The sequence below is a fragment of the Streptomyces sp. NBC_01463 genome, assembly GCA_036227345.1.
Classification (GTDB): domain Bacteria; phylum Actinomycetota; class Actinomycetes; order Streptomycetales; family Streptomycetaceae; genus Streptomyces.
In genome coordinates this window covers 4,092,974-4,117,123 of sequence record CP109468.1, presented here as the reverse complement: position 1 = coordinate 4,117,123, position 24,150 = coordinate 4,092,974, and the positions used below count along the sequence as shown (strand labels likewise).

The window sequence follows — 24,150 nt, the reverse complement described above, 5'->3', positions numbered from 1 at the left end:
CCGGTGGCACGGCTCGGTGGACAGGCCCGGCGAACGCCGGACCGAATGGCGGTGACCGGCGCCGGAATCTCGTGGAGCTACCGGGAGTTCGACCGTTCGACGGACCGCCTCGCCGACCGGCTGCGGGCTCTGGAGGTGACCGGGGGCGACACCGTCGCGGTGTACGCACGGCGCACCCCGCACCTGGCGCTGGCGCTGCTCGGCATCGCGAAGAGCGGCGCCGCCTTCACCGTGCTGGACGCCGCCCACCCGCGGGAGCGGCTGAGCCGGTACGCGGCTCTGGCCCGCCCCCGCGCCTGGATCGCCTGTGACGGGGACGGCGTCCCCGAGGACCTCGCGGCCGGTGTTCCGGTGCTGAACGCCGACGACTGCGTGCAGGACGACGCCGGGACCGCCCCGGGACCGCGGCCGCCCCTGACGGGTGCCGGCCCTGCCTATCTGGCCTTCACCTCGGGCACCACCGGCGAACCCCGCGCCGTCCTCGGGGACTGGGCACCGCTCGAACACTTCCTCGACTGGTACACCTCACGCTTCGACCTGGGCGAGGACGACCGCTTCGCGGCGCTGTCCGGCCTCGGCCACGACCCCCTGCTGCGCGACGTGTTCGCCCCGTTGTGGGCCGGGGCGGCCCTCGTGTTCCCCGAGAGCGAGGTACGAGAAGCGGGCCGGATCGCCCACTGGCTGGGCCGCGCGGGCATCACCGTCGCCCACCTCACCCCCGGCCTGGGCGACGTGCTGGCCGACGAGGCGCCCGAGGGCGGGTGGCCCGCGCTCAGGCTCGCCGGGTTCGGCGGTGAGGCACTCGGCTGGACCACCGCCGACACCTGGGCGGCCCTCGCACCGAACGCCCGCGTCCTCAACATGTACGGCACCACCGAGACCCCGCAGGCCGTATCCGTCCTGGTCGCCCGCGAGCCCGGCCGTGCCCCGGCCGCATCGGCACGCCACGGCGCCCTCGTGCCCCTCGGCCCCGGCATCGACGGCGTACGGCTGCGCAGGAGCCCCGACGGCGAACTGACCGTCCACACCCCGTACCTGGCTCGGTACGCCGACGACAGCGATCCCGCGGGCTTCGCCGGTGCGTACGGCACGGGAGACCTGGTGCGGGCCCTGCCGGACGGGACGTTCGGGTACGAAGGGCGACGCGACGACCAGGTCAAGATCCTCGGCTTCCGGGTGGAGCCCGCGGAGATCGAGTCCGTCCTCCTGCGCGCGCCCGGCGTGGCCCGCGCCGCCGCCGTCGTACGGGACGGTGCCGTCACCGGCTACGTGGTCCCGGTCCGGGACGCGGACCTCGTCCCCGACACCGTCGTCCGGTTCGCCGCGGCGCACCTGCCCCCGTACAGCGCGCCCGCCCGGGTGCTGGTCCTGAACGCCCTGCCCATGACCGGAAACAACAAGATCGACCGGGCGGCGCTGCCCGTACCGTCCGGGGGCGACGGGACGGGCCGCGCGCCCCGGACCGTGCGCGAGGACCTCATGTGCGGTCTCTTCGCCGAGGTGCTCGGGCAGGAACGGGTCGCCCCTGACGCCGACTTCTTCGTCCTGGGCGGCCACTCCCTGAAGGCGAACCGCCTCATCAACCGCATCCGCCGGGTCTTCGGCGTGACCCTCCGGGTCGGCGACGTCTTCGACGCCCCCACCGCCGCCGCGCTCACCGCCCGCCTCGGCGCGGCGGCCACGGGCCGGCCCGTGCTCACCCCCACGGAGCGGCCCGGTCAGGTGCCGCTCTCCGCCGCCCAGCGCAGGCTCTGGTTCGTGTCCCAGCTCGACGCCGAGGACACCTCGTACAACACCGCGTACACGCTCCGGCTGACCGGCTCCCTCGACCGGGCCGCGCTGCGGGCCGCGCTCGACGACCTCACCGCACGGCACGAGATCCTGCGTACCGTCTACCGGGAGTCCGACGGCGAGCCCCGGCAGGTCGTCCTCGATGACGCGCCGGTCCTGCTCTCCGCCGACACGGTCACCGAGGCCGAACTCCCCGAGCTGCTCACCGCCGCCTCCCGGCACCGCTTCGACCTGGCCGCACGGCCGCCGCTCCACACCGTCCTGTTCACGACGGGCGAGGACAGCCACGTCCTGCTGATCGTCGTGCACCACATCGCGGCGGACGGCGGCTCACTCGGCCCGCTCGCCACGGATCTGTCGACCGCCTACGCGGCCCGTCTGTCCGGCAGAGGCCCCGACTGGCAGCCCCTGCCGGTCCAGTACGCCGACTACACCCTGTGGCAGCACACCCACGACAGCGGCGAGAGCGATCTCGCCTACTGGGAGGAGCGCCTCGCCGGTCTGCCCGACGTGCTGGACCTCCCCACCGACCGCCCCCGCCCCGCCGTCGCCGGCACCAGCGGCGGCAGGGTCGCGTTCACCCTCGACGCCGGGCTGCGCCGCGGGCTCGACTCGCTCGCCCGGCGTACCGGCACGACTCTGTTCATGACCGTCCAGGCCGGCATCGCGGCCCTCCTCACCCGGCTGGGCGCGGGCACCGACATCCCCCTCGGCACAGCCGCCGCGGGACGGGACGACGAGGCGCTCGACGACGTCATCGGCTGCTTCGTCAACACCGTGTGCCTGCGCACCGACACTTCGGGCGACCCCTCCTTCCGCACCCTCCTGGCCCGCGTCAGAGCGGGATCGCTGGGCGACTTCGCCCACCAGGAACTGCCCCTGGACCGGCTGGTCGAGCACCTCAACCCGGTGCGCTCGCTCGCGTACCACCCGCTGTTCCAGACCATGCTGACCTTCCAGGGCGGCGACCGCGCCGAACTTTCCCTCCCGGGCCTCACCGCCGAACTCGGCACCGTCGACCGGCAGTCCGCGAAGGTGGACCTCTCGTTCCTGTTCGAGGAGACCGCGCCGAAGGGTGCCGCCCCGGGTGGCCTCGCGGGCACTCTCGAGTACTCCGCCGCACTCTTCGACGCGCGGAGCGCCGAGGACATCGCCGCCCGCCTGGTTCGGCTGCTGACCGCCGCCGCCGACCGCCCCGACCTGCCGATCGGCGCGCTCCCCGTCCTCGGCGCGGCCGAACGCGACCGGCTGATCGATGGATGGAACGACACCGCGCACCCGGTGGACGAAGCGACCCTGCCGGACCTCTTCGAAGCGCAGGCGGCCCGCACTCCGGACGCCGTCGCCGTCGAGCACGGGCAGACGTCCCTCACCTACCGCGAGCTCGACGCGCGGGCCGACGGGATCGCCCGCGAACTGGCCCGGCTCGGTGCGGGCCCCGAGCGCTTCGTCGCCGTCGCACTGCCCCGGGGCACCGATCTCGTGGCCGCGCTCATCGCCGTCGGCAAGGCGGGCGGCGCCTATCTGCCGCTCGACCTCGGCCACCCGGCCGACCGCATCGCGTTCATGCTCGACGAGGTCGACCCGGTCGCCGTCATCACCATCACCGAACTCTCCGGCCAACTGCCCCCGCAGTACCCCCGGATGGTGATCGACGACGCCCGCACGGCGACACGTCTCAACGCTCCCGCGACGGACGCGGGGATCATCCGCCGCGCCGCGCCGTCCAACACCGCCTTCGTCATCTACACCTCCGGCTCCACCGGCCGCCCCAAGGGCGTCATGGTCGAGCACCGCTCCCTGAACGTCTACCTCGCGTGGACCCGCCAGGCGTACGACAGCGTGAGCGACCGGTCCCTGGTCCACTCACCGGTCTCCTTCGACCTCACCGTCACCGGCCTGTTCGCCCCGCTCACCTCGGGCGGCACCGTCCAGCTGGCCGAGCTCGACGGCTCCGCACGGCCCGACGCGATCCGCGAGGCCCCCGCCTTCGTCAAGGCCACCCCCAGCCACCTGCCGCTCCTGATGGAGATCGACGACAGGTACTCGCCGACCCGTCAGCTCGTCCTCGGCGGCGAGTCACTCATGGGCGAGGTGCTCGACGCCTGGCGCGCCCGGCACCCCGACGCGACGGTGATCAACGAGTACGGGCCCACCGAGACCACGGTCGGCTGCACCGAGTACCGCATCGCTCCCGGCGACCCGGTCCCCTCCGGTGTCGTCACCATCGGCACGCCCATCTGGAACACCCGGATGTACGTGCTCGACCGCCGGCTGCAACCCGTGCCGGCCGGAGTCCCCGGCGAGCTCTACATCGCCGGAGCGCTGGTCACCCGCGGCTACCACGCCCGCCCCGGCCTCACCGCGGGCCGCTTCGTCGCCGACCCCTTCGGCCCGCCCGGGGCCCGCATGTACCGCTCCGGCGACCTGGCCCGCCGCAACCGGGCCGGGCTCCTCGAGTTCATCGGCCGCGTCGACCACCAGGTCAAGGTGCGCGGCTTCCGGATCGAGCTGGGCGAGATCGAGTCCCTGCTCGGCGCACACCAGGACGTCCGGCAGGCCGCAGTGGTCGTCCGGGAGGACCGGCCCGGTGACAAACGGATCGTGGCCTACGCGGTTCCGGCCGGCCCCGGTGCCGACCCCGCCGCCATCCGCGCGTACGCGGCCGAGCACCTGCCCGACTACATGGTCCCGGCCGCCGTGGTGCTGCTCGACGCCTTCCCCACCACCGCCAACCGGAAGCTGGACCGCGATGCCCTGCCCGCCCCCGCGACCCCGCAGGCGGGCACCGGCGGCACCGCCCCCCGCACCGCCCGCGAGGAGATACTCTGCGGCCTCTTCGCCGAGGTCCTGGGCATCGAGCGCACCGGGACCGACGCCGACTTCTTCGCCCTGGGCGGGCACTCCCTGCTCGCCACCCGGCTGATCAGCCGGATCCGTACGGTGTTCGGCGTCAAGGTCTCGCTGCGCACCCTCTTCGAGACACCGACCCCGGGCGGCATGGCGGCCCGCCTCGACCACGCCGACACCGCCCCGGACGGACCACGACCGGGGACGCGCCCCGAGCGGCTCCCGCTCTCCCACGCCCAGCAGCGGCTGTGGTTCCTGAACCGGCTCGACGACGCCGGCTCCACCTACAACGTGCCCCTGGGCCTCCACCTCGACGGCCCCCTGGACGTGGCCGCGCTCGGCGCCGCCCTCGCCGACCTCACCGCCCGGCACGAAACGCTGCGCACCCGCTACCCGGAGAGCGGCGGAGAGCCCCATCAGCAGATCCTGCCGCCCGAGGAGGGCGTGCCGCACCTCGACGTCGTCGGATGCGACACCGAGCGGCTGCCCGCCGCCCTGGAGGCTGCGGCCCGGTACCGGTTCGCCCTCGACCGCGACCTCCCCCTCAGGACCACTCTGTTCAGGCTCGCCCCCGAACGCCACGTCCTTCTCGTCCTGATCCACCACATCGCCGCCGACGGCTGGTCCACCCGGCCGCTGCTCCGCGACCTGTCCCAGGCGTACACGGCCCGGATCGGCCGGCAGCCCCCGCAGTGGGCGCCGCTGCCCGTCCAGTACGCCGACTACGCGCTCTGGCAGCGCGGCACCCTCGGCGACGGCAACGACCCCGCTACCCCGCTCGCCCGGCAGTGCGCCTACTGGACCGAGCAGCTGGCGGGCCTGCCCGACGTGCTCGAACTGCCGCTGGACCGGGTCCGTCCCGCGGTGGCGGACCACCGGGGCGAGCAGATCCGCTTCCGGCTCGGCACCGGGGCCCACCGGGCCCTGACCGCGCTCACCCGCGCCACCGGCACCACCGTCTTCATGGCGATGCAGGCGGCCCTCGCGACGGTCCTGACCCGGCTGGGAGCGGGCACGGACCTGCCCATCGGCACCGCCGTCGCCGGCCGCGCGGACGAAGCACTCGACGACGTCGTCGGATTCTTCGTCAACACCCTGGTGCTGCGCACCGACACCGCGGGCGACCCCGGCTTCCGCACCCTGCTCGACCGGGTCCGCGAGACGGACCTCGCAGCGTTCGCGCACCAGGACGTGCCCTTCGAGCGGCTGGTCGAGGCGGTCAACCCCGCACGCTCTCTCGCCTACCACCCGCTCTTCCAGGTCATGCTCGTCCTCCAGGACCACACGGCGGCCCCCGAACTGCCCGGACTCACGGCCCGCGCGGAGGATCTCAGCGCCGGCGCCGCGAAGTTCGACCTCACCTTCAGCGTCGAGGAGCACGAGGACTGCGTCACCGGCGCCCTCGGCTACGCGGTCGATCTCTTCGACCGCTCCACCGCACAGTTCTTCGCCGACGCCCTGGTGCGCGTCCTCGAAGCCGCCGTCGCCGATCCCGACCTGCCGATCAGCGACCTGCCGATCCTGCCGGCGGGCGAACGCGACCTGGTGCTGAACGGCTGGAACACCACCGCCACCCCCCTGCCGGACGGCTCGCTGCCCGCGCTCTTCGAGGCACAGGTGGCGCGGACCCCCGCCGCCCCCGCCGTCCGGCTCGGCGCGGACACCCTCTCGTACGAGGGGCTCAACCGGCGCGCCAACCGCATCGCCCACCGCCTCATCGCGGCGGGAGCGGGACCGGAGACCCGGGTCGTGCTCTTCCAGGACCGGTCCTTCGACGCGGTCGCCACGGTCCTCGGCGTCCTCAAGGCCGGCGCGATGTACGTCCCCCTCGACACCCGCTACCCCGCCGACCGCATCCGCACGATCCTCGACCAGGCAGCCGCCTCCCACATCGTCATCGACCGCGGACACCCGGCGGCGCCGAAACTGCCCGACGGAACGACGGTCCTCCACCTCGACAGCACGGAGGCCGGGCCGGACCACGACCCGGGGCTCCCGATCCACCCCGGCCGGCTCGCCTACGCCATGTTCACCTCCGGCTCCTCCGGCGTCCCCAAGGGCGTCGCCGTCACCCACGCCGATGTGGCGGCACTCGCCGCGGACCGTTCCTTCGCCGGCGGCGGCCACGCCCGCGTCCTGCTCCACTCGCCCCTCGCCTTCGACGCCACCACCTACGAGATGTGGGTGCCGCTGCTGAGCGGCGGCGAGATCGTCATCGCCCCGCCCGGCCGAACCGACATCGACACCCTCACGGCGCTGCTCACCGGCGGGACCGTCACGGCGGCGTTCTTCACGACCGCGCTGTTCAACGTCCTCGCCGAGGCCGAGGACAACCCCCTCGGCGCCCTGCGCGAGGTGTGGACGGGTGGCGAGGCGGGATCGGCGGCGGCGTTCCGCCACGCCGTCGAAGCGTGCCCGCGCACCCGGATCGTGCACGTCTACGGGCCCACCGAGTCCACCACGTACGCCACCCGGCACCAGGTGCGCCGCCCGTACGACTATGAGGGGACGCCGCCGATCGGCGGACCCATGGACAACACCGCGGCCTATGTACTCGACGGCCGGCTGCACCCCGTGGCCCCAGGCGTCCCCGGCGAGCTCTACCTCGCAGGTGCCGGTCTCGCCCGCGGATACGTGGGCCGGCCGGGCCTGACGTCCGGACGGTTCGTGGCGTGTCCCTTCGGTGGTCCGGGGGAGCGGATGTACCGGACCGGGGATGTGGTGCGGTGGGGCGCAGACGGTCAGCTGGAGTTCGTCGGCCGCGCCGACAGCCAGGTGAAGATTCGCGGACTGCGCATCGAACTCAGCGAGATCGAAGCCGAGCTGAACCGCAGCGCCCAGGTGCTGCACAGCGCCGTCGTGGTCCGCGAGGACCGGCCGGGCGACAAGCGGATCGTCGCCTATGTGGTGGCGGGTCCCGGCTTCGACGCGGCGGCCGTGAAGGCCGCCGCCGGAGTCCGGCTGCCGGAGTACATGGTGCCGTCCGAGTTCGTGACGCTGGAGGAGCTGCCGCTCACCCCCAACGGCAAGCTGGACCGCGAGGCCCTCCCGGTGCCGCAGGAGACCACCGAACGGACGGGCCGCGCCCCGCAGACCGCGCAGGAGGAGATCCTCTGCGCCCTGTTCGCCGAACTCCTCGGCCTGGAGACCGTGGGGGCCGACGAGAACTTCTTCGAGCTGGGTGGCCACTCGCTGCTCGCCACCCGGCTCATCAGCCGGATCCGCACGGTGTTCGACGCCGAACTCGCGATCCGCGCCCTGTTCGAGAACCCGACGGCCGAAGCCCTCGCAGGCGTACTGGCCGGCGCCGCAAAGGCACGGCCCAAGCTGCGGCCGATGAAGAGGACCGAGGAGACGTCATGATTCCGCTCTCGTACACCCAGCAGCGGCTGTGGTTCCTGCACCGCCTGGAAGGTCCCAGCCCCACCTACAACGTTCCTCTCGCCCTGCACCTTGATGGTCCGCTTGATGTGGGGGCGTTGGGGTTGGCGTGGGGGGATGTGGTGGGTCGGCATGAGGTGTTGAGGACGGTGTTTCCGGAGGTGGGTGGGGTGCCTCGGCAGCGGGTGCTGCCGGTGGACGCCGACGTGTCCGCCCTCACGGTGGTGGATGTGGACGAGGAGGGTGTGGAAGCTGCCCTGGGCGAGGCCGCCGGGTATGGCTTTGTGCTGGAGCGTGAGGTCCCTGTGCGCGTCACGCTGTTCCGTGTGAGCCCCGATCAGCATGTGTTGCTGGTGCTTATGCATCACATTGTTGCTGATGGGTGGTCTGCGGGTCCGTTGTTGAGGGATCTGTCGGTGGCTTATGGGGCGCGGTTGGGTGGTGGGGTGCCGGGGTGGGCTCCGTTGGAGGTGCAGTTCGCTGATTTTGCGTTGTGGCAGCGGGAGGTTTTGGGGGATGAGGGTGATCCGGGGAGTCTGATGGCTCGGCAGTCGGCTTTTTGGGCTGCGGAGTTGGCTGGGTTGCCGGAGTTGGTGGAGTTGCCGTTGGACCGGTCTCGGCCGGTGGTGGCTTCGCATGTGGGGGGTGATGTGGATGTGTGTGTGGGTGCGGGGACGCATCGGGCTTTGGTGGAGTTGGCGCGGTCGACGCGTTCGACGGTGTTCATGGTGGTGCAGGCGGCTGTTGCTGCGTTGTTGACGCGGTTGGGTGCGGGGTCGGATGTGCCGATCGGGACGGCGGTGGCGGGTCGTTCGGATGAGGCGCTGGATGATCTGGTGGGGTTTTTCGTCAATACGTTGGTGTTGCGGACGGATACGTCGGGGGATCCGGGGTTCCGTGAGTTGGTGGAGCGGGTGCGTGAGGCGGATCTTGCTGCGTTCGCGCATCAGGATGTTCCGTTCGAGCGCGTCGTCGAGGTCGTCAGTCCGGTCAGGTCGCTGGCCTACCACCCCCTCTTCCAGGTCATGCTGGTACTCCAGAACAACGCGAGTGCCGAACTCTCGATGCCCGGCCTGACGGGCAGGCTGGAAGACCTCAGCGCCGGCACCGCGAAGTTCGACCTCACTCTCAGTCTCCACGAGCAGTCCGCCCAGGACGGCGCCCCCGCCGGCATCACCGGCGGCCTGACCTACGCCACGGACACCATCGACGCCACGACGGCTCAGGACTTCGTGGCGCGTCTGGTGCGGCTGTTGGATGCGGCGGTGGTGGATGTGGAGCGTCCGATCGGTTCGCTGGAGGTGTTGTCGGAGCCGGAGCGGGTGCGGCTTCTGGAGGAGTGGAACGACAGTGCGCGTGAGGTGCCGGTGGGGACGCTGCCGGTGCTGTTCGAGGAGAGGGTGGCCGCGACGCCGGACTCGGTGGCGGTGGTGTGCGGCGATGTGTCGCTGTCGTACGGGGAGTTGAATGCCCGGGCGAATCGGCTGGCGCGGTATCTGGTGGGGCGTGGGGTGGGTCCGGAGCGGCTGGTGGCGGTGGCGTTGCCGCGGTCCGTGGAGTGGCTGGTGTCGGTGCTTGCCGTGGTGAAGGCGGGTGGTGCGTATCTGCCGGTCGATCTGTCGTATCCGGCCGAGCGGATCGCGTACATGCTGGAGGACGCCCGGCCCCTGCTTGTTCTGACCGACAGTGCGTCCGTCGATGTCCTGCCCGGTGCGGACAAGGTCGTGGTGGTGGAGGAGCTGGCGGGTGTTCTGGGCGGGTACGACGGTACCGATCTGAGCGATGCGGACCGGGTGGTGTCGCTTGGGCTGGGGGCTCCTGCGTGGGTGATCTACACGTCTGGTTCGACGGGCCGCCCGAAGGGTGTGGTCGTCACGCACTCCGGCATCGCGAGCCTCGTCCGATCCCAGACCGAGGCCTTTGACGTCACGCCGGAGAGCCGGGTGCTGCAGTTCGCTTCCCCGAGCTTCGACGCCGCCGCCTGGGAGGTCTGCATGGCTCTGCTGTCCGGGGCGTGTCTGGTGATGGGGACGTCGGAGGAGTTGTTGCCGGGTACGGGGTTGGCGGGTGTGCTGGCGCGGCATGGTGTGACGCATGCGACCTTGCCGCCGGCGGCGTTGTCCGTGATGCCGGTGGGGGGTCTGCCGGACGGCATGACGTTGGTGGTGGCGGGTGAGGCGTGTCCGCCGGCGATGGTGGAGCGGTGGTCGGTCGGGCGTCGGATGATCAATGCGTACGGTCCGACGGAGACGACGGTGTGCGCGACGATGAGCGGCCCTTTGACGGGTGCGGTGATCGCGCCGATCGGTGGTCCGATCGTGAACAGCCGGGTGTTCGTGCTGGACGCGGGGTTGCGGCCAGTGGCTCCGGGTGTGGCCGGGGAACTGTATGTGTCGGGTGCGGGGCTGGCCCGTGGGTATCTGGGCCGGTCGGGGCTGACGGCGGGCAGGTTCGTGGCGTGTCCGTTCGGTGGTCCGGGGGAGCGGATGTACCGGACCGGGGATGTGGTGCGGTGGCGCGGGGACGGGCAGCTGGAGTTCGTCGGCCGTGCCGACGGGCAGGTGAAGGTGCGGGGGTTCCGTATCGAGCTGGCCGAGGTCGAGGCCGTGCTGGGTACGTTCCCGGGGGTCGGCCAGGTGGCGGTCGTGGTGCGGGAGGACCGTCCGGGTGACCGTCGGCTGACGGCGTACGTGGTGGGCGGGGCGGACATGGCCGGGCTGCGGGCGTATGTGGGTGACCGGCTGCCGGAGTACATGGTGCCGTCCGCGTTCGTGGTGCTGGAGGAGCTGCCGCTGACCCCGAACGGCAAGCTCGATGTGAAGGCTCTTCCCGAGCCCGACGTGACGGCGGCGACCGAGGGTGACCGTGCCCCGCGCAGTCAGCGCGAGGAGATCCTCTGCGGCCTCTTCGCTGACGTCCTCGGCCTCGAACGCGTCGCCCCCACCGCCAACTTCTTCGAAATCGGCGGGCACTCGCTCCTCGCCACCCGTCTCATCAGCGGCATCCGCTCGGCCTTCGGGGTCGAGCTGGCGATCCGGACACTCTTCGAGGCTCCCTCGCCCGCCGCTCTGGCCGGGCGCATCGACGACGCCGATTCCGCCCGCACCTCACCGGTCCGCAAGGAGCGGCCCGGCATCCTGCCGCTCTCCCACTCCCAGCGCCGGCTGTGGGTGCTCGGCCAGGTCGAGGGCGCCGACGCCACCTACAACGTTCCTCTGACACTCACCCTTGATGGTCCGCTTGATGTGGGGGCGTTGGGGTTGGCGTGGGGGGATGTGGTGGGTCGGCATGAGGTGTTGAGGACGGTGTTTCCGGAGGTGGGTGGGGTGCCTCGGCAGCGGGTGCTGCCGGTGGACGCCGACGTGTCCGCCCTCACGGTGGTGGATGTGGACGAGGAGGGTGTGGAAGCTGCCCTGGGCGAGGCCGCCGGGTATGGCTTTGTGCTGGAGCGTGAGGTCCCTGTGCGCGTCACGCTGTTCCGTGTGAGCCCCGATCAGCATGTGTTGCTGGTGCTTATGCATCACATTGTTGCTGATGGGTGGTCTGCGGGTCCGTTGTTGAGGGATCTGTCGGTGGCTTATGGGGCGCGGTTGGGTGGTGGGGTGCCGGGGTGGGCTCCGTTGGAGGTGCAGTTCGCTGATTTTGCGTTGTGGCAGCGGGAGGTTTTGGGGGATGAGGGTGATCCGGGGAGTCTGATGGCTCGGCAGTCGGCTTTTTGGGCTGCGGAGTTGGCTGGGTTGCCGGAGTTGGTGGAGTTGCCGTTGGACCGGTCTCGGCCGGTGGTGGCTTCGCATGTGGGGGGTGATGTGGATGTGTGTGTGGGTGCGGGGACGCATCGGGCTTTGGTGGAGTTGGCGCGGTCGACGCGTTCGACGGTGTTCATGGTGGTGCAGGCGGCTGTTGCTGCGTTGTTGACGCGGTTGGGTGCGGGGTCGGATGTGCCGATCGGGACGGCGGTGGCGGGTCGTTCGGATGAGGCGCTGGATGATCTGGTGGGGTTTTTCGTCAATACGTTGGTGTTGCGGACGGATACGTCGGGGGATCCGGGGTTCCGTGAGTTGGTGGAGCGGGTGCGTGAGGCGGATCTTGCTGCGTTCGCGCATCAGGATGTTCCGTTCGAGCGCGTCGTCGAGGTCGTCAGTCCGGTCAGGTCGCTGGCCTACCACCCCCTCTTCCAGGTCATGCTCACCTTCCGTACCGAGGTGTCCGACGCCGATATCCAGCTGCCCGGTCTGAGGACGGGGATCGACGGCCTGGACACGCCGGCCGCCAAGTTCGACCTGGCCTTCAGCCTGAGTGAACACCGCGACCCGTGCGGTGCCCCCGACGGCATCGCGGGCAGTCTCGTCTACGCGACCGACTCCTTCGACCGCTCCACCGCCGAACTCCTCGTGGCGCGTCTGGTGCGGTTGCTGGATGCGGCGGTGGTGGATGTGGAGCGTCCGATCGGTTCGCTGGAGGTGTTGTCGGAGCCGGAGCGGGTGCGGCTTCTGGAGGAGTGGAACGACAGTGCGCGTGAGGTGCCGGTGGGGACGCTGCCGGTGCTGTTCGAGGAGAGGGTGGCCGCGACGCCGGACTCGGTGGCCGTGGTGTGCGGCGATGTGTCGCTGTCGTACGGGGAGTTGAACGTTCGGGCGAACCGGTTGGCGCGGTATCTGGTGGGGCGTGGGGTGGGTCCGGAGCGGCTGGTGGCGGTGGCGTTGCCGCGGTCCGTGGAGTGGCTGGTGTCGGTGCTTGCCGTGGTGAAGGCGGGTGGTGCGTATCTGCCGGTCGATCTGTCGTATCCGGCCGAGCGGATCGCGTACATGCTCGATGATGCCCAGCCCCTGCTCGTCCTCACCGACAGCGCGTCCGCCGGTGTGCTGCCCGGTGCGGAGAGGGTGGTGGTCGAGGAGCTGGCGGATGTCCTCGACGGGTACGACGGCACTGACCTGAGCGATGCGGACCGGGTGGCGGTGCTGGGGCTGAACGCTCCCGCGTGGGTGATCTACACGTCCGGTTCGACGGGCCGCCCGAAGGGTGTGGTCGTCACGCACTCCGGCATCGCGAGCCTCGCGGTCGGACAGGTCGAACGGTTCGGTGTGACGGCCGGGAGCCGGGTGCTGCAGTTCGCTTCCCCGAGCTTCGACGCCGCCGCCTCCGAAGTCTGCATGGCTCTGCTGTCCGGGGCGTGTCTGGTGATGGGGACGTCGGAGGAGTTGTTGCCGGGTACGGGGTTGGCGGGTGTGCTGGCGCGGCATGGTGTGACGCATGCGACCTTGCCGCCGGCGGCGTTGTCCGTGATGCCGGTGGGGGGTCTGCCGGACGGCATGACGTTGGTGGTGGCGGGTGAGGCGTGTCCGCCGGCGATGGTGGAGCGGTGGTCGGTCGGGCGTCGGATGATCAATGCGTACGGTCCGACGGAGACGACGGTGTGCGCGACGATGAGCGGCCCTTTGACGGGTGCGGTGATCGCGCCGATCGGTGGTCCGATCGTGAACAGCCGGGTGTTCGTGCTGGACGCGGGGTTGCGGCCAGTGGCTCCGGGTGTGGCCGGGGAACTGTATGTGTCGGGTGCGGGGCTGGCCCGTGGGTATCTGGGCCGGTCGGGGCTGACGGCGGGCAGGTTCGTGGCGTGTCCGTTCGGTGGTCCGGGGGAGCGGATGTACCGGACCGGGGATGTGGTGCGGTGGCGCGGGGACGGGCAGCTGGAGTTCGTCGGCCGTGCCGACGGGCAGGTGAAGGTGCGGGGGTTCCGTATCGAGCTGGCCGAGGTCGAGGCCGTGCTGGGTACGTTCCCGGGGGTCGGCCAGGTGGCGGTCGTGGTGCGGGAGGACCGTCCGGGTGACCGTCGGCTGACGGCGTACGTGGTGGGCGGGGCGGACATGGCCGGGCTGCGGGCGTATGTGGGTGACCGGCTGCCGGAGTACATGGTGCCGTCCGCGTTCGTGGTGCTGGAGGAGCTGCCGCTGACCCCGAACGGCAAGCTCGATGTGAAGGCTCTTCCCGAGCCCGACGTGACGGCGGCGACCGAGGGTGACCGTGCCCCGCGCAGTCAGCGCGAGGAGATCCTCTGCGGCCTCTTCGCTGACGTCCTCGGCCTCGAACGCGTCGCCCCCACCGCCAACTTCTTCGAAATCGGCGGGGACAGCATCCTCTCCATCCAACTCGTCAGCCGGGCTCGCCGGGCCGGACTGGCGTTCAGCGCCCGGGACGTGTTCACGCACCAGTCCGCCGCAGGCCTGGCGACCGTCGCCGAGGAGGCCGGCACCGGGGTGGAGCACCGGACTCCGGACGACGGCACCGGGCCCGTCGAGGCCACGCCCATCATGTACTGGCTTCGTGAACTCGGCGGTTCCTGGCAGGGGTTCAACCAGTCCATGGTCGTCCAGGTGCCCGCAGGCGCCGACCACGCGCGACTCGCCACGGCGCTCGGGGCGCTCGCCACCCGGCACGATGTGCTCCGGATGCGTGCCGTGCCGGACGCGGATCATGGCTGGCGGCTCGCCATACCGTCCGCCCTGGAGGCGCAGTCCGGCCGGCCGGTCCCCCTGACCCGGGTGGACACCGCCGGTCTCTCCGGCCCGGCGCTCGACGCCGTGACGGCGCAGGAGGCCGAAGCGGCGCGGCTGAGGCTGGACCCCGCCGAAGGCGCGATGATCCAGTTCGTCTGGTTCGACCAGGGACCCGAGCGGCCCGGACGCCTCCTGATCGTCGCCCACCACCTCGTGGTGGACGGGGTCTCGTGGCGCATCCTGCTGCCGGACCTCGCCGCGGCCTGGGCGGGCCAGGAGCTCGACCCCGTGCCCATGTCCTTCCGCCGGTGGGCCGGACTGCTCACCGAAGCCGCCGGGGCCCGCCGGTCCGAACACGGGCTGTGGGAGACAACGGTGGCCACGCCCGACCCGGTGCTCGGCACCGGACCACTGGACCCGGAGCGTGACGTCGCGGGCACCACGAGGTCCGTCACCCTGCGGCTGCCCGCCGAGGTCACCCGGGAGCTGCTGACGACGGTCCCCGCTTCCTACCACGCAGGGATCAACGACGTCCTGCTCACCGGGCTCACCCTGGCGGTCCTGCAACACCGCAGGCAGCAGGGGCTCACCGCCACCTCGCTGCTGCTGGACCTGGAGGGGCACGGCCGGGAGGAGATCGTGCCGGGTGCCGACCTCTCCCGTACCGTCGGCTGGTTCACCGCCCTCCATCCCGTACGGCTCGACCCGGGCGACGTCGCCGATGCGGAACTGACCGCCCCGGGACCGTTCATCGGGCGGGCACTCAAGCAGATCAAGGAGCAGCTCCGCGCCCTGCCCGACCACGGCATCGGCTTCGGCATGCTCCATCGGCTCACCCCGGAGGGCGGCCGGCTCAGCCATCCCGCACCGGAGATCGGGTTCAACTATCTCGGCAGGTTCGATGCCGCACTCCCCGGGGAGCAGGCGCCCACCGCCGACTGGACGGTCGTGCCCGGCGCGGCCGGTCCGCAGCCGCGGGACCCGGAGATGGCCGTCGGGCACGCGCTGGAGATCAACGCCGTCACCGAGGACCTGCCGGCCGGGCCCGAACTCACCGCGACCTGGACCTGGCCCGACGCCTTGTTCGCAGAGCAGGACGTCCGCGCGCTGGCTACGGCGTGGTTCCGCATGCTGCGTGCGCTCGCCGAGCATGCCGAGGCACCGGACGCCGGGGGATACACCCCGTCCGACCTCTCCCTGGTGTCACTGAGCCAGGACGAAATCGACGACCTGGAAGCAGAATTGAGGGAACTCGCATGACGAACTCCACGAAGACCCCTGTGAAGGCCGCCACGAAGACTCCTGCGAAGGCCTCGGGGCTCGAGGACGTCCTGCCGCTCTCGCCGCTCCAGGAAGGGCTCCTCTTCCACGCCCTCGCGGACGAGGACGGAACGGACGTCTACAACACCCAGCTGGTCATGGCGCTCGAAGGCCCCCTCGACCCGGCCCGGATGCGTGCGGCGGCGACCGCCCTGCTGCACCGGCACGCCAACCTGCGGGCCGCCTTCCGGCAGCGGGCGAACGGACAGGCCATCCAGGTGATCCACCGCGAGGTCACGCTTCCCTGGGCGGAGGTGGACCTGTCGGGCCTGTCCGGCGACGCACGGCACACCGCCCTGGACGCCCTGCTCGCCGAGGACCGTGGCCGCCGCTTCGACCTCGCGGTGGCCCCGGCCGCCCGCTTCACCCTGGTCCGGGCCGAAGCGGAGCTCCACCAACTGGTTTTGACGAACCATCACATCCTGCTCGATGGCTGGTCCGCGCCGATCGTCCAGCGGGAGCTGCTGACGCTGTACGCGGAGGGCGGCGCCCCCACGCAGCTGCCTCCCGTCACCCCGTACCGCACCTATCTGGCTTGGCTCGCCGGGCGCTCCGCGGCCGGCTCCGCCCCCCAGGAAGCCGCCAGGGAGGCCTGGACCGAGGCGCTGGCCGGGTTGCCGGCCCCGACGCTGGTCGCCGCGGCCGACGAGGAGCGCACCCCGCTGCTGCCCGAGTACGCCACCGCCCGCCTCGACGCGGAGCGGACCGCGGCCCTCATCGCGGCGGCACGCGCCAACGGGCTGACGGTCAACACACTCCTCCAGGGCATGTGGGCACTGGTGCTGGGCGCGCTGACCGGCACCGACGACGTGGTGTTCGGCTCGGTCGTGTCCGGGCGCCCGCCGGAGATACCCGGCATCGAGACCATGGTCGGTCTCTTCATCAACACCGTGCCGGTACGGGTCCGGCTCGACCGTTCCGCCACGCTCACCGCCCAGCTGGCCCGCCTCCAGGACGAGCAGAGCGGACTCCTGGACCACCAGCACCTGCGTCTTGGCGAGCTCCAGCGGCTGGCCGGCCACGGAGACCTCTTCGACACGGCCCTCACCGTCGAGAACTACCCGGGTGGCGGCGCCACACCCCCCTCCTACGCGGGACTGCGGGTCCGCGAGGTCTCCGGCAAGGACGCTGCCCACTACCCGCTGCGCATGATCTCCGGCATCGAGGGGGACCGGCTGCTGCTGCGACTCGAATACCGGCCCGACGTCTACGCGGCCCCGGCGGCCGAGATGCTGGTCGCGCACGCCGTACGCCTGCTCGAAGCCATGGCGGAGCGCCCGGGGCGCCCGGTCGGGGAACTGCCCGTGCTCGACGCGGCGCAGCGGGCGGCCCTGCCCGCTGCGCCGGCGGCGGCCGCCCGGGGCGCCGGAGAGGAGCGGGCTCCGCGGCCCCGGCGCTCCGGACGCACACCGCAGGAGGAGATTCTGTGCGGGCTGTTCGGCGAGGTCCTCGGCAGGGAGAAGGTCACCGGCGACGACAACTTCTTCCAGTGCGGCGGGCATTCCCTGTCCGCCGTCAAGCTGCTCGGCCGGGTCCGTGCCGCGTTCGGTGTCTCGCTGCCGGTCCGGGAGCTCTTCGAGGCCCCCACCCCCGCCTCACTCGCCCTGCGTCTCCAGGGCGGGGCGCGGACCGGCCCCGCCCTGGAGAGCGCCGAGCGCCCCGCACACGTGCCGCTGTCCTTCGCCCAGCAACGGCTCTGGTTCATGCACCGGCTGGAGGGTCCCAGCGCCACGTACAACATCCCCATTCCGCTGCGGCTCACCGGCGCCCTCGACCTGCCCGCGCTGACCGCGGCGCTCGGTGACCTCATCGCCCGGCACGAGACGCTCCGCACGGTGTTCCCGGAGAGCGACGGCACCCCGCGCCAGGTGGTGCTGCCGCTGACCGAGCCCGTGGTCGAGGTCCGTGACACCCCCGCCGGTGAAGCGGCGCAGGAACTGCTCGATGCCGCGCGGTACGCATTCGACCTCACGACCGAGACGCCCCTGCGCTGCACCGTGCTGCGCATGGCGCCGGACGAGCACGTCCTGCTGCTCCTGGTCCACCACATCGCGGGGGACGGCAGTTCCGTCGCCCCGCTGCTGCGGGATCTCGCCGAGGCCTACGCGAGCCGGTGCGGCGGCGCCGCGCCGGACTGGTCGCCGCTGCCGGTCCAGTACGCCGACTACGCGCTCTGGCAGCGTGCCGTGCTGGGCGACCCGGAGGACCCCGACAGCCTGCTGGCCCGGCAGCTCGACTTCTGGCGCACCGCCCTCGCCGGCACCCCCGGACAGCTCGAACTGCCCACGAACCGGGCCCGGCCCGCCGTCGCCGACTACCGGGGCGCGTCCGTCGCCTTCAGCCTGGGGGCCGAGGCGCACCGCCGCCTCGCGGACCTTGCGAGGGCCCGACAGAGCACGCTTTTCATGACGGTGCAGGCCGGGCTTGCCGCGCTCCTCAGCGCCGTGGGCGCCGGTGACGACATTCCGATCGGCACGGCAGTGGCGGGACGCACGGACCCGGCGCTCGACGACCTTGCCGGGTTCTTCGTCAACACGCTGGTGCTGCGCACCGACACCTCGGGGGACCCCGGGTTCGGTGAACTGCTGGGCCGGGTCCGCGAGGCCGATCTGGCCGCCTACACCCATCAGGACCTGCCGTTCGAACGGCTCGTCGAGGCGCTCAACCCGGCACGGTCCTCCGCCCATCCGCTGTTCCAGGTGATGCTGGCGTTCCAGAACACGGCGCGGCCCGACATCCGGCTCCCCGGCCTGGACATCGAGTTCGAGGGATTCGGGGTGGGCGTCGCCCGATGCGACCTCTCCTTCTCCGTCGCCGAGACGCACGACGCCGACGGCAGTCCCGCCGGACTGACCGGCATCGTCGAGTACGCCACGGCGCTCTTCGACCCGCAGAGCGCGCAGGCACTGGCCGACCGCTTCGTGCGGCTGCTCACCGCCGTCGCCGCCGACCCGGCCCTGCCGCTCAGCCGCATCGAGCTGCTCTCCGCCGCCGAGCGCGCGGCGGAGCTGGATGCCGGGCTGGGCGTGCCGGCGCCCGTGGCCCCTTCGACGCTGCCCGCCCTGTTCGCCGGGCAGGTGGCCCGCACACCGGATGCCCCGGCCGTCCAGCACGGGCACCTCGTCCTCGGATACGCCGAACTGGACGCGCGCTCCACCCGGCTGGCCCACCGGCTCCGCGCCCTGGGCGCCGGACCCGAGACGACGGTGGCGCTCGCGCTGCCGCGCTCCGCGGATCTCGTCGTCGCGATCCTGGCGGTGTCGAAGGCGGGCGCCGCCTATCTCCCGCTCGACCCGGACTACCCCGAGCAGCGCATCGGCCTGATGCTGGCGGACACCGAGCCGCAGTGCGTCCTCACCACGGCCGGTCACGCCGGGCGGCTGCCCGCCGGGACCGCGGCCGTCCTCCTGCTGGACGGCCCGCAGCCGGCCGGCACCGCTCAGGACGCGGCGCCCCCGGTCGTGGAACTGCTCCCCGACCACCCCGCGTACGTCATCTACACGTCGGGCTCCACCGGTACGCCCAAGGGCGTGGTCGTCACCCACCGGGGACTGGCCGCCCTGGCCGCCACCCACCGTGACCTGCACGGGGCGGGGCCGGGTAGCCGGGTGCTGCAGTTCGTCTCCCCGAGCTTCGACGTGTCGGTCGCCGAACTCACCATGGCACTGCTCACCGGAGGCTGCCTCGTCATCCCGGAGCAGGTGCCCGTCGGGGAGGAACTCGCGGAGTTCCTGCGCACCGAACGGATCACCCACGCCCACCTGCCGCCCGCTGTGCTCGCCGGCCTGCCCGAGACCGAGCTGCCCGACCTGGCCACCCTGATGTCCGGCGGCGAGGCCGGCACCCCCCGGCTGGTGGAGCGCTGGGCCCCCGGCCGGCGCATGGTCAACGCCTACGGGCCGACCGAGGCGACCGTCGAGGTCACCCAGTGGGCCATGGACCCCGCGGAGACCGGCCGCCAGCCCATCGGGCATCCGCTGCCCGGCGTGCGCGTCTACCTGCTGGACGCCCGTCTGCGTCCCGTGGCGCCCGGCGTGCCCGGCGAGTTGTACATCGGCGGAAGCGGCCTGGCCCGCGGCTACCAGCACCGTGCGGGGCTCACCGCGGGCCGCTTCGTCGCCGACCCGTTCGGACCGGCGGGGGAGCGGATGTACCGGACAGGCGATCTGGGTTCCCGCCGCAGGGACGGGCGGATCGACTTCCTCGGCCGTAGCGACGGACAGGTCAAGCTCCGCGGGTTCCGGATCGAACTCGGCGAGATCCAGGCGGCCCTGACCCGGCTGCCCGACGTGGTGGCGGCGGCTGTCACCGTACGCGAGGACCGGCCGGGCGACCGCAGACTCGTCGCCTACACGGTGCTCCGCGACGGGAGCGCCGGCGCCGCCACGATCAGGACGGCACTCGCCGGTGAACTCCCCGAACACATGGTGCCCTCCGCCGTCGTCCCGCTCGACCGGCTGCCCCTGACCCCCAACGGCAAGCTCGACGTACGCGCACTGCCCGCACCCGCGGACCACCACGGAACGTACCGGGCACCGCGCACCGCCCGTGAAGAGGTGATGTGCCGGCTCTACGCCGAGATCCTCGGAGTCGACACCGTCGGCATCGACGACAACTTCTTCGAACGGGGCGGACATTCGCTGCTCGCCTCCCGGCTGGCAGGGCTCATCACCCAGGTGCTCGGCGCCGTCACCCCGGTACGGGCCGTGTTCGAGGCGCCGACACCGGCCGCCCTGCTCCACCGTATCGACACCGAGGGGGGCGAGGCCGGGGGCGGCGGGTTCGACGTACTGCTCCCGCTGCGCACCACGGGCGAGAGCGCCCCGCTGTTCTGCGTCCACCCGGTGGGCGGGCTCAGCTGGTGCTACTCGGGCCTGCTGCGCACCCTGGACACGGACACCCCCGTGTACGGGCTCCAGTCACGGGGCGTGGACGGGGAGACCCCCACGGCCGAGTCGATGCGGGGCATGCTCGACGACTACGTGGCGCAGATCCGGTCCGTCCGCCCGCACGGCCCCTACCACCTGCTGGGATGGTCCCTCGGCGGCACGCTCGCCCAGGCACTCGCCGCCGAACTCCAGCAGCGTGGCGAGGAGGTGGGGCTGCTCGTCCTCCTCGACGCCTATCCGGTGGAGGAGGAGCGCCGGGTGGAGATGGAGGCCCGGCAGATCCTCGTCGACATGTACCAGGCCTACGCGCGCATGCACGGCGAGGACGACACCCTGCCTGCCGCCGAGGACGCCGTGCGGGCCGGCATTGTCGCCTACATGGGGCGCAGCGACGGGGAGGTGCGCCACCTCGACGAGAAGCAGCGCGGTGACGTGCTGAACGTTCTGGTCAACAACGTGCGACTGGCGTCCCCGACGGAACCGGCGCCGTACAAGGGCGATGTGCTGCTGGTCGCGGCGGAGGAGAACGTGCGCGAATGGGCCCACCCGCAGGGATGGGAGCCGTATCTCTCCGGTGAGTTCGAGCGTGTCGGAGTCGCCGCCACGCACGAGGCGATGATGGCGCCCGGACCCGCCTCGGAAATCGGCCGGATTCTTTCCACGCGTCTTTGAGCGAAGCGCACGGGCCGGTGCCGGGTCTCCCTTACGAGGAGGCCCGGCACCGGGCTTTTTCACCTCCCGGCCGATGAGAAGTGAACCGATACTCCGTCGATAAGGCCCCTCCATAGTGTTTCGGACATCAACGTGAAGTCGTCCCCGGCTCACGGAAATGACGGGTACTTCGGGTGGAGGCACGCAGGTGAAGCGGTGCGCGGACGACAAGGACGGAGAGGCCGGCCGGGAGTACTGGCGCGGTGTCCTGGACGCGGGGGGTTTCACTCCGCTGCCCCGGTGGACCGCGGCCGGCGACTGCGCGGACGAGAGCGCTGCGGCCTTCGCCGAGCACCGGACACCGCTCGCCGGCACCCCGGTCACGGCCCCCGCGCTCCTGGCGGCACACGCCAAGGTGATCGCTGCCCTGACCGGCGACAGCGAGACGCTCACCGGATTCCGGCAGGCCGGCCAGGACGCCCTCCCCGTCCGTATCAACACCGCGGACGGCACCTGGGACGACCTCGTCGGCGCCGCACGGGCCGGCGTCGCCGCGCTCGCGCGGTACGCCGGCCAGGCACCCGACTCCACCGGCACGCACGGCGGAAGCGCCCTCTTCGACTCCCTCGTGACCGCACCCGGGGCCGGTGCCCACGCACCGGCGCCTGCCGGTACGGTCCTCGACGTCCACACGGACGGCGACGACCTCGTCGTACGCCACCGCACAGACACGCTCGACGCCGCGGCGGCGGCCCGGATCGCCGGGTACTACCTGACCGCGCTGCGCCGCACCGCCGAGGACTCCGGCGCCCCGCACGGCGAACGGTCCCTGCTCTCCGACGCCGAGCTCCGCCACCAGACCGAGGAACTGGCGGGCCCCGAGCGGGAGGTTCCCGACCGCAGGTTCCACGAACTCTTCGAGGCGCGGGTACGGAGCCACCCCGGGGCCGTCGCCGCCGTACTGGACGGCCGCTCGCTCACGTACGCGGAGCTCAACGAGCGGGCCAACCGGGTCGCCTGGGCTCTGCGGCTCGGCGGGCTGTGGGACGAGGACGTCGTCGCGGTCGTCACCGAACGCGATCTGGAGTGGCTGGCCGCGGTCATCGGCGTGTTCAAGGCGGGCGGTGTCTACCTCCCGGTCGAGCCGCACTTCCCGGCTGCCCGGATCGCGGCCGTACTCACCCGCAGCGCCTGCCACACCGTGCTCACTACCCGGGAGGTGTGCCCGGCCCTGGACCGGGCCGTCGCCGAGTCGGGGGCCGATCCGGTCGTCACCTTCCTCGACGAGCTCCCGGCCGGGCTGCCCAGCACCGACCCGCGATTCCCGGTCCCCGGCGACGCGGCCGCGTACATCTACTTCACCTCGGGCTCTACCGGCGAGCCCAAGGGTGCGGTGTGCGAGCACGCCGGGTTCGTCAACCATCTGCTCGCCAAGATCGAGGACCTGGGCGTCACCGAGGGCACCGTCGTCGCCCAGACCGCGCCCCAGTGCTTCGACATCTCCCTGTGGCAGCTGGTCGCCGCGCTCGTGACCGGCGGCACCACCCACATCGTCGCCCAGGAAGCGGTCCTGGACGTGGGCAGGTTCGTCGAGACGCTGCGGGTCGGCCGGGTCGAGGTGGCTCAGCTCGTCCCGTCGTACCTGGAAGTCCTCCTCACCTATCTGAACGACGACGGCAGAACCGCGCTGCCGGACCTGCGCGCGGTCTCCGCGACCGGCGAGGCACTCAAGAAGGAACTCGTCGAGCGCTGGTTCACCTCCTTCCCCGGCGTCACGCTGTGCAACGCGTACGGACTCACCGAGACGTGCGACGACACCAACCACGAGGTCATGCACCGCCCCCCGGCCGGCTCCTCCGTGCCGCTCGGCAGACCCGTCCGCAACGTCAGGGTGTACGTCGTCGACGAGCGGCTCCAGCCGGTACCGCTGGGGTCGCCCGGCGAGATCGTCTTCTCCGGTGTGTGCGTGGGCCGCGGATACGTGAACGACGAGGTGCGCAGCAAGGCCGCCTTCATGACCGACCCGCACCGGCCCGGCGAACGGCTCTACCGCTCGGGGGACTTCGGTCGCTGGATGCCGGACGGAAGGCTCGAGTTCCACGGCAGGCGCGATGCCCAGCTCAAGATCCGGGGCTTCCGGATCGAGATCGGTGAGATCGAGAACCGGCTGCTGGAGGTGGCCGGGGTGCGGGACGGTGCGGTGGTCGCCGCAGGCCGCGGCGACGCCCGCACCCTCGTCGGGTACTACACCGGCGCGGACGGCCCGCACCCGGACGAGGTCCGGGACCGGCTCGCGGACACCCTCCCCGCCTACATGGTCCCCGCGCGGCTGGAGCGCCGGCCCACGCTGCCGCTCACCTCCAACGGCAAGACCGACCGGAAGGCCCTGACCCGGGAGGCGGAGGGAGCCGGGGACCACCCGGCCGCGCACAACCCGGCGGGTGCCGGGAGCCGGGCCCCGGGCACCCGGAGCGAGGCCCGGCTGGCCGCACTGTGGGCGGACGTGCTCAAGGTGCCGGTCGAGCGCATCGGCCGCACCGCCCACTTCTTCGAGATCGGCGGCACCTCGCTGACCGCCGTACGCCTCGCGATCGCACTCGAACGGCTCGTCACGGTCGGGGAACTGGCCCGTACACCGGTCCTCCGCGACCTGGCGGCCCTGCTGACCGAGCGTCTCGCCGAGCGGGCCGACGCCCCCACCGCCGCTGTCGGCTGAACCGGCGCCGAAGCCCGTACGACACCCCGCGCCACCCGTCACCGAGGGAGACACCGGA

At 72.1% G+C, this 24,150-nt stretch carries 4 protein-coding genes; all 4 read left to right on the top strand.

Annotated features, from left to right (window positions below):
• The first annotated feature begins 3 nt into the window (after positions 1-3).
• Positions 4-8,004, top strand: coding sequence for an amino acid adenylation domain-containing protein (locus tag OG521_18090; protein ID WUW26722.1), 8,001 nt, complete (start codon positions 4-6; stop codon positions 8,002-8,004).
• The gene (locus tag OG521_18085) at positions 8,001-15,776 is read left to right on the top strand and encodes an amino acid adenylation domain-containing protein (protein ID WUW22600.1); all 7,776 of its coding nucleotides are present in this window, start codon (positions 8,001-8,003) and stop codon (positions 15,774-15,776) included. Before OG521_18090 ends, OG521_18085 begins: the two co-directional genes overlap by 4 nt.
• On the top strand, positions 15,773-21,397 hold the full coding sequence (locus tag OG521_18080) for an amino acid adenylation domain-containing protein (protein ID WUW22599.1): 5,625 nt from the start codon (positions 15,773-15,775) through the stop codon (positions 21,395-21,397). Before OG521_18085 ends, OG521_18080 begins: the two co-directional genes overlap by 4 nt.
• Positions 21,398-21,554: 157 nt before the next feature.
• A complete protein-coding gene (locus tag OG521_18075; protein WUW22598.1) occupies positions 21,555-24,092 on the top strand; it encodes a non-ribosomal peptide synthetase in 2,538 nt (845 codons plus the stop codon).
• Positions 24,093-24,150: the final 58 nt, after the last annotated feature.

Bases quoted from the DNA above. Each gene is read 5' to 3' on its own strand.
- OG521_18085 (WUW22600.1), top strand. From the start codon at position 8,001: ATGATTCCGCTCTCGTACACCCAGCAGCGGCTGTGGTTCCTGCACCGC.
- OG521_18080 (WUW22599.1), top strand. From the start codon at position 15,773: ATGACGAACTCCACGAAGACCCCTGTGAAGGCCGCCACGAAGACTCCT.
- OG521_18075 (WUW22598.1), top strand. From the start codon at position 21,555: ATGACGGGTACTTCGGGTGGAGGCACGCAGGTGAAGCGGTGCGCGGAC.